The organism is Halomonas sp. I5-271120 (assembly GCF_030553075.1).
In the GTDB taxonomy this organism is placed as follows: domain Bacteria; phylum Pseudomonadota; class Gammaproteobacteria; order Pseudomonadales; family Halomonadaceae; genus Onishia; species Onishia taeanensis_A.
On the sequence record NZ_CP130701.1, the window covers coordinates 2431201 to 2447368 of the forward strand.

The 16168-nt window shown below is 65.1% G+C and carries 15 protein-coding genes; 9 read left to right on the top strand and 6 right to left on the bottom strand.

Annotated features, from left to right (window positions below):
• Positions 1–141: 141 nt before the first annotated feature.
• Positions 142–2445 (bottom strand): selenide, water dikinase SelD, encoded by a 2304-nt coding sequence (gene selD, locus Q2K57_RS10820; protein WP_304525045.1) that lies wholly within the window; start codon positions 2443–2445, stop codon positions 142–144.
• Positions 2446–2648: 203 nt separating this feature from the next.
• Positions 2649–2936, bottom strand: coding sequence for an XRE family transcriptional regulator (locus Q2K57_RS10825; protein ID WP_092525639.1), 288 nt, complete (start codon positions 2934–2936; stop codon positions 2649–2651).
• A gap of 184 nt (positions 2937–3120) precedes the next feature.
• On the opposite strand from Q2K57_RS10825, the gene Q2K57_RS10830 reads away from it, so the two are divergent.
• The 4 genes from Q2K57_RS10830 (at position 3121) to Q2K57_RS10845 (ending at position 7663) form a co-directional block, all read left to right on the top strand.
• Positions 3121–3663 carry a YaeQ family protein gene (locus Q2K57_RS10830; protein ID WP_304525046.1) on the top strand — a complete coding sequence of 181 codons (543 nt, stop codon included), beginning with the start codon at positions 3121–3123 and terminating at the stop codon, positions 3661–3663.
• Positions 3664–3920: 257 nt separating this feature from the next.
• Positions 3921–4880 (top strand): TAXI family TRAP transporter solute-binding subunit, encoded by a 960-nt coding sequence (locus Q2K57_RS10835; RefSeq protein WP_304525047.1) that lies wholly within the window; start codon positions 3921–3923, stop codon positions 4878–4880.
• A gap of 94 nt (positions 4881–4974) precedes the next feature.
• Complete coding sequence (locus Q2K57_RS10840; RefSeq protein WP_369700257.1) at positions 4975–5589, top strand: DUF1850 domain-containing protein; 615 nt, start codon at positions 4975–4977, stop codon at positions 5587–5589.
• Between the two features lie 64 nt (positions 5590–5653).
• Positions 5654–7663, top strand: coding sequence for a TRAP transporter permease (locus tag Q2K57_RS10845; RefSeq protein WP_304525048.1), 2010 nt, complete (start codon positions 5654–5656; stop codon positions 7661–7663).
• A 177-nt stretch (positions 7664–7840) separates the two neighbouring features.
• On the opposite strand, the gene Q2K57_RS10850 is transcribed toward Q2K57_RS10845, so the two are convergent.
• On the bottom strand, positions 7841–8497 hold the full coding sequence (locus Q2K57_RS10850; protein WP_304525049.1) for a YbaY family lipoprotein: 657 nt from the start codon (positions 8495–8497) through the stop codon (positions 7841–7843).
• Between the two features lie 276 nt (positions 8498–8773).
• On the opposite strand from Q2K57_RS10850, the gene purE reads away from it, so the two are divergent.
• Together purE and Q2K57_RS10860 are read left to right on the top strand one after the other, a co-directional pair.
• Complete coding sequence (gene purE / locus Q2K57_RS10855; protein WP_304525050.1) at positions 8774–9280, top strand: 5-(carboxyamino)imidazole ribonucleotide mutase; 507 nt, start codon at positions 8774–8776, stop codon at positions 9278–9280.
• Positions 9281–9292: 12 nt separating this feature from the next.
• On the top strand, positions 9293–10459 hold the full coding sequence (locus Q2K57_RS10860) for a 5-(carboxyamino)imidazole ribonucleotide synthase (protein ID WP_304525051.1): 1167 nt from the start codon (positions 9293–9295) through the stop codon (positions 10457–10459).
• Positions 10460–10613: 154 nt separating this feature from the next.
• On the opposite strand, the gene Q2K57_RS10865 is transcribed toward Q2K57_RS10860, so the two are convergent.
• Positions 10614–11609: a YeiH family protein gene (locus tag Q2K57_RS10865; RefSeq protein WP_304525052.1), complete on the bottom strand. Its 996-nt coding sequence runs from the start codon at positions 11607–11609 to the stop codon at positions 10614–10616.
• A 97-nt stretch (positions 11610–11706) separates the two neighbouring features.
• Here Q2K57_RS10865 and Q2K57_RS10870 point away from each other — a divergent pair, with 97 nt between their 5' ends.
• On the top strand, positions 11707–12612 hold the full coding sequence (locus tag Q2K57_RS10870) for a LysR substrate-binding domain-containing protein (protein WP_304525053.1): 906 nt from the start codon (positions 11707–11709) through the stop codon (positions 12610–12612).
• A 22-nt stretch (positions 12613–12634) separates the two neighbouring features.
• Here Q2K57_RS10870 and Q2K57_RS10875 read toward each other — a convergent pair whose 3' ends face one another.
• Positions 12635–12946: an NGG1p interacting factor NIF3 gene (locus tag Q2K57_RS10875; protein WP_112055512.1), complete on the bottom strand. Its 312-nt coding sequence runs from the start codon at positions 12944–12946 to the stop codon at positions 12635–12637.
• Positions 12947–13154: 208 nt separating this feature from the next.
• Here Q2K57_RS10875 and Q2K57_RS10880 point away from each other — a divergent pair, with 208 nt between their 5' ends.
• Positions 13155–13664 (top strand): fasciclin domain-containing protein, encoded by a 510-nt coding sequence (locus Q2K57_RS10880; protein ID WP_304525054.1) that lies wholly within the window; start codon positions 13155–13157, stop codon positions 13662–13664.
• Between the two features lie 191 nt (positions 13665–13855).
• Entirely contained in the window at positions 13856–14695 is an 840-nt protein-coding gene (locus tag Q2K57_RS10885; protein WP_304525055.1) for a fructosamine kinase family protein, read from the top strand.
• 79 nt (positions 14696–14774) lie between these two features.
• Here Q2K57_RS10885 and Q2K57_RS10890 read toward each other — a convergent pair whose 3' ends face one another.
• Positions 14775–15686 carry an alpha/beta fold hydrolase gene (locus tag Q2K57_RS10890; protein WP_304525056.1) on the bottom strand — a complete coding sequence of 304 codons (912 nt, stop codon included), beginning with the start codon at positions 15684–15686 and terminating at the stop codon, positions 14775–14777.
• Positions 15687–16168: the final 482 nt, after the last annotated feature.

Below are 16168 nucleotides of genomic sequence, written 5' to 3' on the forward strand. Positions count from 1 at the left end.
TACTCAAAAACGGGCTGACTTGTCCCGCGCAGAGGGCAAGCGCCAGCAAGGCGAGTAACACCTTGTCGTGTGTCTGCCGAGAGTGGGTCAATGGATGCACGCGTTCATCGTCGATGCCCTTACTCGCCTCTTACTCGCCGCTTACTCGCAGAGCCGGATCGGGGCCGGGTCGTCGGTCGCATCCTCCGCTGGCGCGATTACCCGGCCGATGATGGCCGCCTCGGCGTAGCCCAGCGCCTTGAGCTCGGCGAGACAGGCCTCGGCCTTGTCGGCCGGGACGCCGGCCAGCAGGCCGCCAGCGGTCTGCGGGTCGAAGAGCAACCCGTAGCGGGGATGCTCGCGCCAGCGTGCCTGATCCCGAATGGCTCGGCGCAGACGCACGTTGGACGGCTGCAGCGAGCTCAGGATGCCAGCGGCGACGGTAGTCTCGGCCCCTTCGAGCAACGGCAGCGCCGACAATGTCAGTTCAGCACAGACGCCCGAGGGGCGGGTCATCTCGATCAGGTGGCCGAGCAGGCCGAAACCGGTGACATCGGTGCAGGCCTGGGCACCATGGGTCTGCAGGCAGGTCGCACCGGCCTGGTTCGAGCGGCACATGCTGTCCAGTGCCGCATCGATCCAGCGGCCGCGGGCGGCGAGCTGGGCCTGGGCGGCGAATAGAGTGCCGGTGCCCAGCGGCTTGGTGAGGATCAGGGCGTCTCCCGGGCGCAGGCCGCTCTTGCGCATGGGGCGATCGGGTTCGTCGTCGATCAGGCCGTTGACGGCGAAACCGAGCGCCAGCTCCTGGCCTTCGCCGGTATGCCCGCCGACCAGCTGGCAGCCGGCGGCGTCGAGCACCTCGACGGCGCCGGTCATCATCTGGCGCACGGTGTCCTCGACCTTGGCCTCGAGCCCCGGCGGCACCGTGGCCACCGCCATCGCGGTCTGGGCCTCGGCGCCCATGGCGAAAATATCGCCCAGCGCATGGTGAGCGGCAACCTGGCCAAACACATAGGGGTCGTCGATGAAGGCACGGAAGAAGTCGATGCTGTGCACCATGGCCTTGCCCGGCGGCACCCTGACTACGGCGGCATCGTCGGGGTCGGCGAGACCTACCACTACCTCGTCGTGCTCGATCGGGGAAAGCTCGGCCAGCGCGCGCGACAGCACCGAGGCGCCGACCTTGGCCCCGCAGCCACCGCAGCGCATGGCCAGTGCCGAGAGCGCCTGGGTGTGCTCGTCACCGTCCAGTGTCACGCGGCTGTCGGTGCGAGCTGGCGCCTTGTCGGTCATCGCGGGCAGCTCGCTGAAGCGTGCCATGAAGCGTCGGTCGATATGATCCTTCCAGCGCCACAGCCAGGCCCCGGCCCAGGAAAGGGGGCCGCGGGAGGCCACGGCGTAGCGGTCTCCGCTGCTGATCAACGCCAGCCACTGGCGCTGCGGGCAATAGGCTGTCAGCTTCTTGCCGATCAGGCTGGCACGCAGGTTGTCGGCCAGGGGACGTCCCTGGCGCACCGCGAACACACCGGCCTTTTCCCGGGGCCGCCCGTCCTGGCTGGCGATATCGCCGGCGGCGAAGATATCGGGGTCGTTGACGCTCTGCAGGTAATCGTTGACCCGAATGAAGCCCTGCTCATTCAGGGCAAGGCCAGTGCCTTCGAGCCAGGCGGTACCGCCGGCCTGCGTCACCCAGACGGTTTCGTCGGTAGCGAAGACCTCGCCCCGGGCATCGGTCAGCCTGCCGGCTTCGACGCGGGTGATCTGGCAATCGAGGTGCAGCGCGACGCCGCGGGCTTCCAAGAGCCGCGTGAAGCGTGCCCGTACCCGGCGGTTGTGGGTGGGCAACACCTCGGCGCTCTGGGTGAAAAGGGCGCACTGGAGCGCGTCGGGGTCGCGGCCCTGGGCCTCAAGCTCGCGGCGCAGGCGGTATTGCATGGCCAGCAGCAGCTCGACGCCGCCGGCACCGCCGCCCACCACCGCGAGGCGCAGCGGTCCGTCTCGCTCGGTGGGGCGCTCGGCGATGCGTGTGAGCAGCTCGCGCCAGCGCTCGCGGAACGCGCGGATTGGTTTGACCGCAACCGCATGATCCGCGGCGCCGGTCACCTGGCCGACACGCGGCGTCGAGCCGATATTGATCGACAGCTTGTCATAGGGGAGCGGCGGGCGGTGGGCGAAGGTCACCGTGCGAGCGTGGCGGTCGATGCCGGTGGCCTCGTCGCGCACGAAGCGTGCGCCGGCGGCCTGGGCCAGGTGGCGCAGGTCGATGTGCACCTCGTCGAAGTCATAGTGCCCGGCGACATAGCCCGGCAGCATGCCGGAATAGGGCGTGTGGGTGTCCCGGCAGACCAGCGTCAGGCGCACCCCAGGCTCGGGACGCATCGCGAAGCGCCGCAGCACGGCGACGTGGCTGTGCCCGCCACCGATGAGCACGATATCTCGACTGATCGGGGTGTCCGCTGACTGCATGCGCTGGGTCTCTGCAAGTGGGTGACTGATGAAGGTGGCTGATAGACGGTGATGCGCCGACCACACAAAAAATCCAGACCCGTCGCCGGGGCTGGACCTTTATAGTCTATCGACCGGGCGTGGCGTTACGCCATGCCGTCTTCCGCGCAGCGCTAGGCCGGGGCGAGGAATCGATCATAGAGTTTGAGTTGGAGAGTCATGTTCTAGGGCGGCAGTGGGCTGCCATCGTCGACGCAGACGCAGTTACGCAGCGATTGAAGCTCATCGACCGAGAATTGCTCGATCTTGCCGGCCAGCAGGTCGCTGAGCCGTTTGGAAGGGATGCCCGCGCGCTGGGCAATTTCGCGATTGGGAAGCTCGGAAAGAGCGATCTTGCGAGAAACAATGCGCATCAGGCGCGAGCGCTTCTCCAGTTCCCTGACGTCCAGGTCGGGTGCCATTCGCGAGGGTTCGAGGGCATCCCAACCGGTCGATAATCGTGCCGTACTCATGACGCTCCGTAGACTTGGCTTTCGATGGGCTCAGCATGCAAGGTTTTGGCGATATCCGCCAGAGGAATTGTCACGATTTTTGCGATCTTTTCTGCTCCTGGTCAAGGCCTGCCTCGTCTTCATCGTGCTGAGGCGGCAAGGGGAGTAGACTGCCGCCCCAACACCCCCTGACTGGACGTATTGCATGGCGCTTACCGCGACCCCCTACAAGGTGGATATCAACCTCACCGATCTTGATCGCAACGTCTACCAGACGCTGCGCTTCACCGTGGCCCGCCATCCTTCCGAGACCGAGCCGCGCATGGCGGCCCGCCTGTTGGCTCATGCGTTGTGGTATGACGAGGCGCTGGCCTTCGGCCGCGGCCTGTCTGATGTCGATGAGCCCGCGCTGTGGGTAAAGAGCCTGGACGGGCGCGTGCTGCACTGGATCGAGGTCGGCCAGCCGGATGCCGAGCGCCTGACCTGGTGTTCGCGGCGTACCGAGCAGGTGTCGCTGCTCGCCTATGGCAGCCTGCGGGTCTGGGAGACCAAGGTGCTGCCGGCGGTGTCGACCCTCAAGAACCTGTCCATCGCGGCCTTGCCTCAGGAGGCGCTGGAGGCTCTGGCCGAGGACCTGCCGCGCAGCATCAACTGGGCGATCATGATCTCGGAAGACACCCTCTATGTGACCGACGAGCGTGGCCAGCACGAACTGGCGCTTAGCTGGCTCCAGGGCGGCCGCGACTGAGCCGGACGTCTCGTGATGGCCGGGGACTGACATGGCGGTGTGGGGCCAGTTCGCTGGGGCCTATCCATTGGTCTAAGGGCATGGTGGCGCTGCGCGACTGCATGCTAGCGTTTTAGCTAAGTTGCATGAGGCGACGGGGCTGCCGGCATGACCGGGATGTCGTGTCGCTGCGAATCACAACCGCGGAGCCGCCCGGTTCGGGATATTCCGGCCGAGGCTATCCGGCGCCCGCCCAAGCCCTGCACCAAGGAGTCTCCATGCGCGTTCTCAAGTATGCTCTCGCCGCGTCCCTGATCGCGGCCTCGTCGTCGGCCATGGCTCAACAGATTTCGATCGCCACCGGCGGTACCGGCGGCACCTACTACCCCTACGGCGGCGGCCTCGCTGAGCTGATCAACAACCAGCTCGACGGCTATGAAGCCGTCGCCGAGGTCACCGGGGCGTCGGTTGAGAACATGGCGCTGATCTATCGCGAGGATTCGGACCTGGCCATCGCCCTGGCCGACACCGTCTACCAGGCCTATTCTGGAACCGGTGACTTCGACGGCCGTCAGGTCGAGAACGTGCGCGCCATCGCCTCGCTGTACCCGAATGCGGTACAGATCGTGACCCTGGCCGACTCCGGCATCGAGAGCCTTTCCGATCTCGAGGGTAAGGTGGTCTCGGTGGGTGCGCCGGGCAGCGGCACCGAGCTCAACGCCCGCGCCGTGCTGGAATCCAATGGCATCACCTATGACGATTTCGACCCGCGCCGGCTGAACTTCAACGAGACCGCCGATGCGCTGCGCGATGGCGATATCGCTGCCGGTTTCTGGAGCGTCGGCCCGCCGACCAGCTCGATCCTCAACCTGGCCACCACTCGCGATATCCGCCTGATCGGGCTGACCGACGAGGAAGTCGCCAACGCCCGCCAGGCATCCGAGGTGTTCGCGCCCTACAAGCTGCGTGCCGGCATCTATGAGGGCGTCGAGGAGCCGGTGCAGACCATCGGCATCCCCAACGTGCTGACCGTCAACGCCTCCATGGACGATCAGCTCGCCTACGACATCACCAAGCTGCTGTTCGAGCAGACCGACAAGCTGATCGCCATCCACCCGGCGGCCAACGACACCACCGTCGAGTTCAGCATCGATGCCACGCCGATTCCCTTCCATCCGGGTGCCCTGCGCTACTACGAGGAAGTGGGTGCCGAGGTGGCGGACTATCAGCGGCCGTAATGTCATGACGTCTTCGCTTCACGACGATCCACAGGGGCGAGCCGGCGGGCTCGCCCCCTTGTGTTCTAGCCTGTTAGCTAGACTGAGTGCTAGATTGACCCGTCGCCCCGTTGTTCGGCCGCGTGCTGTCTCGATGCTGTTGGCGCCGATAGCGATGCTGGTGCTGGTCGTCCCGGCTAGTGCTTCTCCAGACAGCAGTTCTCAAGGCAGCATGTCTCAGGGCAGTATTTCTCTCGAGAGTACGTCGTCTGACGCCTCAGCCCAGCGCGCTGTCGCCAACGCCGCCGAAGGCGCGTCTGAGAACCGGGTGCTCGAGGTGCGGGATCGCAGCGATTCGCTGTTGGTCAGTCTGCCGGTGCCGCAGGGAGAGGGCTGGTGTCTTAAGTGGAACCACTCGGTCGAGGGCTTCCCGGTCCTCGACTGCTACCGCAACGAGCACGGCCGGATGGTGCTCGAGCGCAGCCATCAGCCGGACTTTGCGGCCGGGCTCGGCCATGTGCCGGGACGGGGTCGCCAGGTCAGTGACGGCCATGGCGGCTACTGGATCGAGGATATCCACGAGCCGGTGCCAGGCAATCGCTACCTGCTGAGAGTCGGTGCGCTGCGGGTCAACCATCGCCTGATTCATGAAGGCAAGGCGACCAGCTTGAGCGCACGGGCGGCCGGGCAGCGGGTGAGCATCGGGCTTCGCCCGGCGCCTGCTCACTGATCGTTTTTCATCTGTCCGCTGCCATTGGGGCGGTCGGGCGATATCACCGTACTGAAGGGACTCCATGAGCGATTCGGCAACTTCCCCTATCGTGCCTGGCAGCCAGGCCAACCATGCGCGACCGATTCTGTGGCTGATCGCCCTGGTGGCGGTGGGCCTGTCGCTGTTTCAGCTCTACTCGGCCGGTATCCAGCCGCTGGGCCTCTTCTACCAGCGCAGCATCCACCTGGCGCTGATCATGATGCTGGCCTTCCTGATGTTCCCGGTCTTTGGCCCGAACCGCCGGCGGGGCATCGTGGGCGGGGTGATCGATCTGGCCTTCTTCGCCGGGGCGGTGGTCACCGGCGGCTACCTGGTGCTGTATCTGGATGACATCTTCAACCGCGCCGGCTTCTGGAACGACACCGATATCATCATCGGCTGCATCGCCACGGTCACGGTGCTCGAGGCCAGCCGCCGGGCGGTGGGGCTCGGCATGACGGTGATCGGCATCCTGGCGCTGCTTTACGCCTTCGCTGGCCCGCGGGGCGAGCTGCCCTGGCTCGGCCAATTCCTGCCCGGGATCATGGAGCATCGCGGCTACAATCTGGATCGGGTCGTGGGTCAGCTGTATCTGGGACAGGAGGGCATCTTCGGCCTGCCGATGGGGGTGGCCGCCACCTATATCTTCATCTTCGTGCTGTTCGGCGCCTTCCTCGAGATCACCGGGGCCGGCAAGTTCTTCATCGACATGGCCTACGCGGCCACCGGACGCCAGCGCGGCGGCCCGGCCAAGGCGGCGGTGCTCGCCTCGGCGGGGATGGGCTCGATCTCGGGTAGCGCCATCGCCAACGTGGTCACCACCGGGGCCTTCACCATTCCGCTGATGAAGCGGTTGGGCTTCAAGCCGGCCCAGGCCGGGGGCATCGAGGCCGCGGCCTCCACCGGTGGGCAGATCATGCCGCCGCTGATGGGCGCGGGCGCCTTCCTGATCGCCGAATATACTCAGGTGCCCTACCTCGAAGTGGTCAAGGTCAGCGTGCTGCCGGCCATTCTCTACTTCGCCACCGTCTACCTGTTCGTGCACATCATCGCCCTCAAGCAGGGCATGCAGGGCATGCCGCGCAGTGAGCTTCCTCAGATGCGCGAGGTGATGCGCTCGGGCTGGCACTTCCTGCTGCCGCTGGGGGTGTTGGTATGGCTGCTGGTGATGAACATGTCGCCGATGCGGGTCGGCTACTTTGCGGTGATCACCATGCTGGTGGTGGCAGCCCTGCGCTTCTCGGTGTGGTTCCTGTTCGTGGCGCCGGCCCAAGGCCAGCCGGTGACCGGTCCGCGCATTCGCGAGGCGCTGTGGGCCGGGGTGGTCAAGGTGACGCAGGGCCTGGAGCTTGGTGCACGCAACGCCGTGGCGGTGTCGATGGCCTGCGCGGTGGCCGGCATCATCGTCGGCGTGGTCGGCCTGACCGGCCTGGGGCTCAAGTTCTCGGCGATGATGCTGGCCTTCTCGGACGGCAACCTCTTGCTGGCGTTGGTCATGGTGCTGCTGGCAAGCTTGGTGCTGGGTATGGGCCTGCCGGTGACGGCGAGCTATATCGTACTCATCGTGCTGGTCGGTCCGGCGCTGTCCAACGAGTTCGGCGTGCCGCTGCTGATCGCACACCTGGTGGTGTTCTGGTATTCCCAGGACTCCAACGTCACGCCGCCGATTGCGCTGGCGGGCTTCGCCGGGGCGGCGATAGCCGGCAGCAAGCCAATGGAAACTGGCTTCCAGGCCTGGAAGTTCGCCAAGGGGCTCTATCTGATCCCGCTGTTCATGGTCTTCAATCCGGAGATCATCATCGGCGGTCCGGTGCCGGTGGTGATCTGGAATGGCGTGATTGCCATCCTGGCGCTGGGCGCCTTCGCCGCGGCCCTGGAAGGCTACCTGTTCACTCGCATGTCCTGGCCGGTGCGCCTGGTCATCGTGCCGGCAATCGTCGGGGTCTTCTATCCGGACCTGCGCGCCGAGATTGCAGGCGCCACGGTAATGGCGTTGGCCATCGCCGGCAACTGGCTGGCCTGCCGACGGGAAGCGTCACCAACGGCTGCCTGAGCGCCGTTTGATGCAACGGGCCGAATGACCGGTCAGCTCGTAGGCAAGAACGTCATGTGAGGAACAGGTCGTATCACTAAGCACAGGCCCCACCCGGGCAACGCGGGTGGGGCCTGTGCTTTTTGCGGCCGGGACGTGATAGCGGTGATTGGTTCACGCCTTGAGCAATGACCGGGTTCAGCTCTGTTCGGGCGCCTCTGGCTCAGCCTGTGCCTTTTCCGCCGCAGGTTTGGCCTGTTGGTCTGATTGGCTGAATACCTGCTCGCTCGGTGCGTTTTTCACGGGCTCCAACATCAGGGCCATCGGGCCCGGTGTGCTGTCGGCGTTCAGGGCCAGGGCTTCGGGCTCGGCCGTCGACCACAGCACCAGGTCATTCGCATTGCGCACCTCGGCCTGCAGCACCTGGCGATGGTCATCATTGAGGGTTGCACTCGGCATCGTCAGGCTGAAAGGCAGGGGCAGGGCGACCTGGTCGGCGTCGAAGGCTTCCTCGGTCAGTACCTTGGCGCCACCGTCCTCGAGAGACACATCGATCAGCTGCACGTGGATCTCGGCTTCGGCCGGCAGTGAGGTGCTTTCGGGGGCGCTGAGCGTGCCACTCAGGGTCAGCGTGGCGGCATTCTCTAGGGCTTCGTCATCGTTGCTGTCGGCGTTCTGCTGGGTGGTGGTCGTTTCGGCTAAGCCCTTCTCGGCGATGGCCTGACCCGTCGCTTGATTGGTGCTTGAGCCCGCGTTAGTGCTGTTGCCGGCGGCGTTCTCCTCGTTACGGGCATCGCAGGCGGCCAGGGTCAGGGCACTGGTCAGGGCGGCGATCAGGGTAAGATGGCGTGTCATGGGGCGTCTCCTTCAATCGAGATCGGGGGCGGGCCCCGGGATGACCGGCAATCCTGCCGGTGTCGATGGGGAGACCCTAACAAGCAAGTACGCACTCAGGGTGCAAGTTGCTGTCTCTGCTGAGCGACGCTAAGCGACCAAGAGACTTCCCCCAACGCCCGCGAGGCGGTATGCTGCGCGGTTTTCAGGCGGCTGGACCGGGTTGTGTCGGGCCGTCTCCTCGCCCCGCTGTGCGGCGTCCTCAGATCGTGCAGCCCAACCATCAGGAGCAAGGCGATGCAGCCGTCGAACGAGCCACCACGCGTTGGCGTGATCATGGGATCCAAGTCGGACTGGCCGGTCATGGAGCACGCGGTGGCGATGCTCGAGAAACTCGGCGTGGCCTACGAGACCAAGGTGGTGTCTGCCCACCGTACGCCGGATCTGCTCTTCGACTACGCCAAGAGCGCTTCTGAGCGCGGCCTCTCGGTGATCATTGCCGGTGCCGGCGGGGCTGCCCACCTGCCCGGCATGGTGGCCTCCCAGACGCCGCTGCCGGTACTCGGCGTGCCGGTGGAGTCGAAGTCGCTCAAGGGGCTGGATTCGCTGCTGTCGATTGCTCAGATGCCTGGCGGCATCGCCGTGGGCACCCTGGCCATCGGCAAGCCCGGCGCCACCAACGCCGGCCTGCTGGCCGCGCAGATCGTTGGCCTGCAGGATGCCAAGGTGCGCGAGGCCGTCGAGGCCTTCCGTGCCGAGCAGACCCAGAAGGTGCTGGATAATCCCGATCCCCGGACCGAGTGAGGAGAAACTGTCATGAGTGATGCTGCGAACGATGCTGCGAACAACGCGACCGGAACCGCCGTCGGCGTGCTGGGAGCCGGCCAGCTGGGTCGCATGCTGGCGCTGGCGGGCTATCCGCTGGCCAACCGCTTCGTGTTCCTGGACACCACGGGCAACCCGAGCGCCGGTATCGGCGAGGTGATGATCCTCGATCCGCAGGCGCAGCAGCGCCAGCTCGAGGAATTCCTCGCCAAGGTCGATCTGGTCACCTACGAGTTCGAGCACCTGCCGGTGTCACTGGTGCAGGCCATTGAGGCGCACAAGCCGGTCTATCCTTCTAGCGAGGCGATTCGCGTCTGCCAGAACCGGGCCGAAGAAAAGGCGCTGTTCGATCGCCTGAATATCCCCACCCCCGCCTATCGTTTGGTCGAGAGTGCCGAAGAGCTCGAGGCCGCTGCTCGCGAACTTGGCACGCCGGTGGTCGCCAAGTCGGTCACCGAGGGCTATGACGGCAAGGGTCAGGCGGTGCTCAAGTCGCCGGACCAGGCCAAGGACGCCTGGGCCTCGATCAACCATTCGCGGCTGATCGTCGAAGCCTTCGTCGACTTCGTGCGCGAGGTATCGATCATCGCCGTGCGCGGTCGCGACGGTCAGGTGGTCTTCTATCCGATGGCCGAGAACCAGCATGTCGATGGCATCCTGCGTTACTCGGTGGCTCCGCTGCCGGATCTTGACGACAGCGTTCAGCAGACCGCCGACGACTACATTCGCGCGCTGCTCGATGAGCTGGACTATGTCGGGGTGCTGACGCTTGAGCTGTTTCAGACCCGCGACGGTCGCCTGATGGCCAACGAAATGGCGCCCCGGGTCCACAACTCTGGCCACTGGAGCCAGGACGGCGCGGCGACCAGCCAGTTCGAGAACCATCTGCGCGCCATTCAGGGCCTGCCGCTTGGCGATACCGCGGCTCGGGCGCCGACTTGCATGGTCAATGTGATCGGTCGCGAGGGCGACCCCGCCGAGATTCTTGCCATCGAGGACGCCCACCTGCATCGCTACGGCAAGAGCGAGCGGGCCGGGCGTAAGCTTGGTCACGTCAATCTGGTGGCGCCGACTCATGCGGCGCTGATGGAGAAGGTCCGCGCCTGTGCCGCCCTGCTGCCCGATGCACCGGCGCCGAAGATGAGCTTCGAAGACTAATTTCTGAAAACTACGTATCTAAGACTCAGTTTCTAAGACTCAGTATCTAAGAATAAGCCTCGCTCGCTGGTCAGTGCCTGAGCAAGACGACGCCGCACCCCAAGGGGTGCGGCGTCTTCGCGTGTCGGTGGTATGGCGTCCGAGCGACGGCGGATCAGCCCATCAACCACTGGCTCGCCAGGCCGCCCCCGCCGAGCAGCAGCGCGAACAGGATCAGCGCCAGGATGAAGGGGCGCATGCCCAGCGAGCGTAGCCGCTCGAGTCGGGTCTCGTAGCCCAGCGCCGCCATGGCCATGGTCAGCGACAGCTGGCCGGCGAGTACCAGGCCGTCATGCAGGAACGCGGGCAGGGTGATGAAGCTGTTGAACACCACCATGGCCATGAAGCCGAAGGCGAACCAGGGGATCACCAGGCCGCCCTTGGTGCCGACCTCGGCGGCGCCGTCGCCGCGGGCAAGCCACCATTGGCCGACGATCAGCAGGAAGGGCACCAGCAGCATCACCCGTACCAGCTTGACGATCACTGCATTGACGAGTGCCTCGGGCCCTACCGCCTCGCCGGCGGCGACCACCTGGGCGACCTCATGCACGGTGGCACCGATATAGACGCCGAACAGCCCCTCATCCATTCCCATCAATGGATACAGCAGCGGGTAGACCAGCATGGCAAGCGAACCGAACAGCACCACCGTGGCGACTGCCATGGAGGTTGCGGCGGGGCGGGCGCGAATGGTGGACTCGGTGGCCAGCACCGCGGCGGCACCGCAGATGGCGCTGCCGGCGCTGGTCAGCAGGGTCGTTTCCCGGTCCATCCCCAGCAGCCGGGTGCCGATGAAGTAGCCGCTGACCAGCACGCAGCTGATGATCAGGATATCCAGCAGCAGCACCTTGGGGCCCAGGGCCATGATCTGCTGCAGGGTCAGCGAGAGGCCGAACAGCACGATGCCTGTGCGCAGCAGCCAGCGGGTGGCGAATTTAAGCCCGGCGGCGGTGTCGGTGAGCCGCCGGGAGACGGGCAGGTTGCCGATCACAATGCCCAGCAGCAGCGCTACCACCAAGGGGCTCACGCCGTTGTCGGCGAGCAGGGGGAGTTGGCCCAAGCCGACCCCGGCGGCGGTGAGTGCGATGCAGACCATCAAGCCTTGCCACATGAGTCGTGTCTCCTTGAAACGTGATGCGACAAGGCTAGGCGAGGATAGATCGAAAGGTTATCGTTTAATAACGATATCCCTTTTCGGTAGAGCCGATATGACGCCCCCGGTCAGTTTTCGACAGCTTCAGGTCTTCGTGACAGTGGCTCGCCGCGGCACGGTGAGTGCCGCGGCGCGGCAGCTGAGCCTCTCCCAGTCGGCGACCAGTCAGGCGCTGTCCGATCTGGAGCGGGCGCTCGACGTTGCACTCTTCGATCGGCTGGGTCGCCGTCTGCGCCTCAATGATAGTGGGCGTCACCTGCTGCCCCAGGCCGAGCGGCTGCTCGATGGCATGCAGGAGTTCGTTGCCTCGGCCCGGGAGCCTGAGGGAGCGCTGCGCGGTACCTTGACGGTGTCGGCCAGCGCCACCATCGGCACCTATCTGCTGCCGCCCCTGGCGGGTGTCTTCGGTGAGCGTCATCCCGGCGCTGACCTGCGCCTGAGGCTGCGCAACAGCGGTGAGGTAATGACGGATCTGTTGCGCTTCGATGCGGACCTTGGCCTGATCGAGGGGCAGTGCCACGAACCCGGGCTTGCCAGCGAGACCTGGTGCGATGATCAACTGCTGGTGGTGGCCAGCCCCCGTCACTCGCTGGCCGCGCGGCAAGGCCTCGATGGCGAGGCGCTGGCCGAGGCCCGATGGATTCTTCGTGAGCAGGGCTCCGGCACCCGTGAAGTCTTCGAGGCGGCCATGGCACCGGTGCTGCAGGCGGCTCCTTCGCACCGCCTGCAGGTGCGCATGGAGCTTGGCCAGCACGAGGCCATCAAGCAGGCGGTGAAGGCGGGGCTGGGGCTCGGCTGCCTGTCACGGCTCAGCGTGGTGGGCGAGCTCGACCGCGGTGAGCTGGTGGCGCTCTCGACGCCGCTGTCGCTGGTGCGGTCTTTTTCGCTGGTGTGGCACCCCGAGCGCTATCGCAGCCCGCTGTGGCAGGCGTTCAAGGTGTTTCTCGACGAGGAACGCTAGTGGGCCCCCACCCCAAACGCCGTTAAAAGTTTTCCAGTCTCCATACCTCATAGGCCGGCTCCTCATAGGGGTGGGCCTTCTTGAGGGCCGCCACGGCGTCGCGAATCAGCGCGTCCTGGCACACCAGCTCTATCTTTACCTCTTCGACAAGAGAAAGATCGCCGACGCGACCGATATGCGGGTCGGCTCCGCTCAGCGGGCGGAACTGGCCGATGCCCGACGTCTGAAAGCAGCAGGCTTCGTAGTCACCGATGCGTCCGGCACCGCTTGAGAAGACGGCCTCTTTCACGGTTTCGGCCGCCTCGGTGGGGGCGAAGAAGGCGAGCTTGTACATGGTTCTCTCCCTGATGGATGGGGGAATGACAAAAAAAACTTGTGCGATCGGAACTAATTGTCCAGCCTTTGTACAAATAGGTTGTGTGGTACAGGGCTGGCGCGACCCTCTCGCGTCTCGAAGGCCGCCTCGGGTGACTACTTGAGTGAAGCGGTAAGCGCTCAAGGTCAACGTCTTTCCTCAGGTACGTCCTACAGGAGTAAGTTCCATGAAAGCCATCGCAGTCGCAGCACCCCAGTGGATGGGCATCGGTCTGGTTGGCATGATGCTCGCCGGTACGGTACAGGCGGATGATCATGGTATGGCCCAGGCCGACATCGTCGACACTGCCATCGAAGCCGGTCAGTTCGACACTCTCGTGGCCGCGGTAAAGGCCGCTGACCTTGTTGACACTCTCAAGGGAGAGGGACCGTTCACGGTATTCGCCCCCACCGACGAAGCCTTCGCTGCCTTGCCGGAAGGCACTCTCGACACCCTGCTGATGCCGGAAAACAAGGATCAGCTGCAAGCCGTGCTGACCTACCATGTGGTACCCGGCAAGATTATGGCGGAAGACGCCATGGCCGCCAGCTCCGCTACCACCGTTCAAGGACAGGATCTGACCATCACCACCATGGATGGCCAGGTGATGATCAATGATGCCACCGTGACCGCCGCCGATGTAATGGCCAGTAACGGCGTCATCCATGTGATCGACACGGTCCTGATCCCGGAGTAAGGCGACGATGCCTGAACTGATGCCTGCCTGCGCGGTGGCATGAGTTTCAGGGTTCTTCGAGCGACCTGCTCCTGGCTAGCCCGACACCATCCCGTCGTGCCCCCTGTACCGCCTCCCCCGGGAGGCGGTATTTTTGTGTCTGTGCGTATACAGCATTGATGGAGACATCATTCACCTGGCTGGAGATGAGCATGGACGATCAACTGACCGCGATGCTGGAACGTCTGGATCTCGAGCCGAGCGGGGCTCTATCGCCCCTCAGCGGCGGTGATATCGCCGAGGTGGCGAGCCTCGAGACCCGCCAGGGCGCGATAGTGGTCAAACGTGACGATCCGCAGCGCCTGGCCGGCGAGGCCGAGGGGCTCAGTGCCCTGCATGATGCCTTGGCAGGGAGTTCGCTGCGGGTGCCCAAGGTGCTGGGGCAGGAGGGGCCCTGGCTGCTGATGGAGTCGCTTAACGTTGCGCCGCGCACGGCCGCCAGCGAGGCCGATCTGGGCGAGGGACTGCGGATACTGCACGGTGTGACCCGCGAGGCCCACGGCTGGCCGCGGGACAACGCCTGTGGCCAAACGCCCCAGCCCAATGCCTGGCTCGATGACGGCCGCGCCTTCCAGCGCGAGCGCCGTTTGAAGCCCCTGGCGACCGCCTGCCATGAGCATGGGCTGCTCGATCAGCGACTGAGAGCACGACTGGAAGACGTGGCCGAGCGGCTCGACGACTGGCTGTCCGACGCCCCGGCAAGCCTCGTTCATGGCGATCTGTGGTCTGGCAACGTGATGCATACCGACCGCGGCCCGGCGCTTATCGACCCGGCGGTGTATGCCCATTACCCGGAGGTGGACCTGGCCATGCTGACGCTGTTTGGTTCGCCCTCGGCGGCCTTCTTCGAGGCCTACTGGAACGGAAACCGCCCCGGCGATTGGCCGAGGCGGGAAGCCCTGTTCCAGCTTTATCCGCTGCTGAATCATCTGCTGATGTTCGGTGGCAGCTACCGGGGCGCCGTGGAGGGGGCCCTGGCACGCGTTGAGTAGGACTAGGGGGCGGCGAAAGTAGTTCCAAACGTGGCATGGCCGCAGAAGAACCGGGTGTTGACCCTCTTAACGCTTGGTTTCATTTGCTTATCCTGCGCTTTAGCCAGTCGCGACTGCGCTGCCACCAATGCCGCTCTGATGGTGCCCTGGTGCCCCCGGTGTGGCGCAGGAAGTCGGCGAGGGGGGCGACCTGGCTGGGGCGATCGAGCATCGGCGCGTGGCCGCAGCCCGGCACTTCCAGACTGACAAGCGCCGGCTGCTCCTGTCGCATGCGCTCGATGCTCTCGTGGGCAAGCAGCGGCGAGCTTGCGCCGCGAATCACCATCAGCGGGCATTGAATGGCGCGCCAGTCGGCCCAGGTGTCGCGTGGCGTGTCATGGATGAATTGCTCGCCAATGCGCGGATCGTAATGGTAGGTCCAACTGCCGTCCGGCAGGCGCCGAGCGCTGTCCAGCGCCAGCTGTCGCCAGGCAGCGTCGCTGTCGATGCCAAAACCCGCGTAGTGTTCGCGCAGTTCGGCTTCCAGGTCGCCGAAGTGGACGAAGCGATGCATGGCGCCGAAGTAGGTCGCGAGACTCGACAGGCCGTCCGGGTCCAGCTCGGGGCCGACATCGTTGAGCACCAGGCACTCGATGCGCGAGGCGGTGGTGGGCTCGGCGGCGAGCAGCATGCCCAGCAGCCCGCCCATCGAAGTGCCTACCCAAGGCACCCGCTCAAGCTCGAAGTGGTCGAGCAGGGCCACGGCGACTTGCTGGTAGTGCTCATACAGATAGTCATGGGCGGGGTAGAGCGACCAGCTGGACAGGCCGCGTCCCGGCGTGTCAGGGGCCAGTACGCGCCACTCGGGGCCCAGCTCGCGCGCCAGGGCCGCAAAATCGCCGCCGTGACGGGCCAGCCCGTGCCAGGCTATCAGCGTGCGTGGGGCATCGGGATTCCAGATGCGCACCGCGATCTGCAGTGCCCTGACCTTGACCAGTTCCAGGCGATCCATAGTGCTACCTTTTGACGTGGGGGCAGAGGTATGTGGTGTAGAGGTATGTGGCGAAGAGTCATGCCGTGCCCTGCGTTGCAGCCGGCAAAGACGCGTCGGCTTGCGGGGCGTTATGTTGCCATGCAGCATAGACTACAACATCGAGAGGCAGACGCCATGATGGTGAGTGAGATGGATAGCTGACGTCGCCTGGGGCGTCCTGGAGAGCGGCTTGAGGCTCATGAGCCCGTTCATGAGCCCGTCGAGGCGCCGTTTTCCAGCAGGAGGCCGGATATTGATAGGCAGGCTCAATCATGGTCGAAAAAAGGAATAATCATTAGCCTGCTAGTATACATACACGCATGTAGCTATAATGCTCGCCAATTGACATAAGCGTGAACCGTCGTTTCTGGCATGATGTCTGGCGACGGAGAGGGGGGACGAGTGATAGCGCTTCCCCCTATGCTATATCTGCCTCCATCTTCCCTTGACCAAGGAAAGCT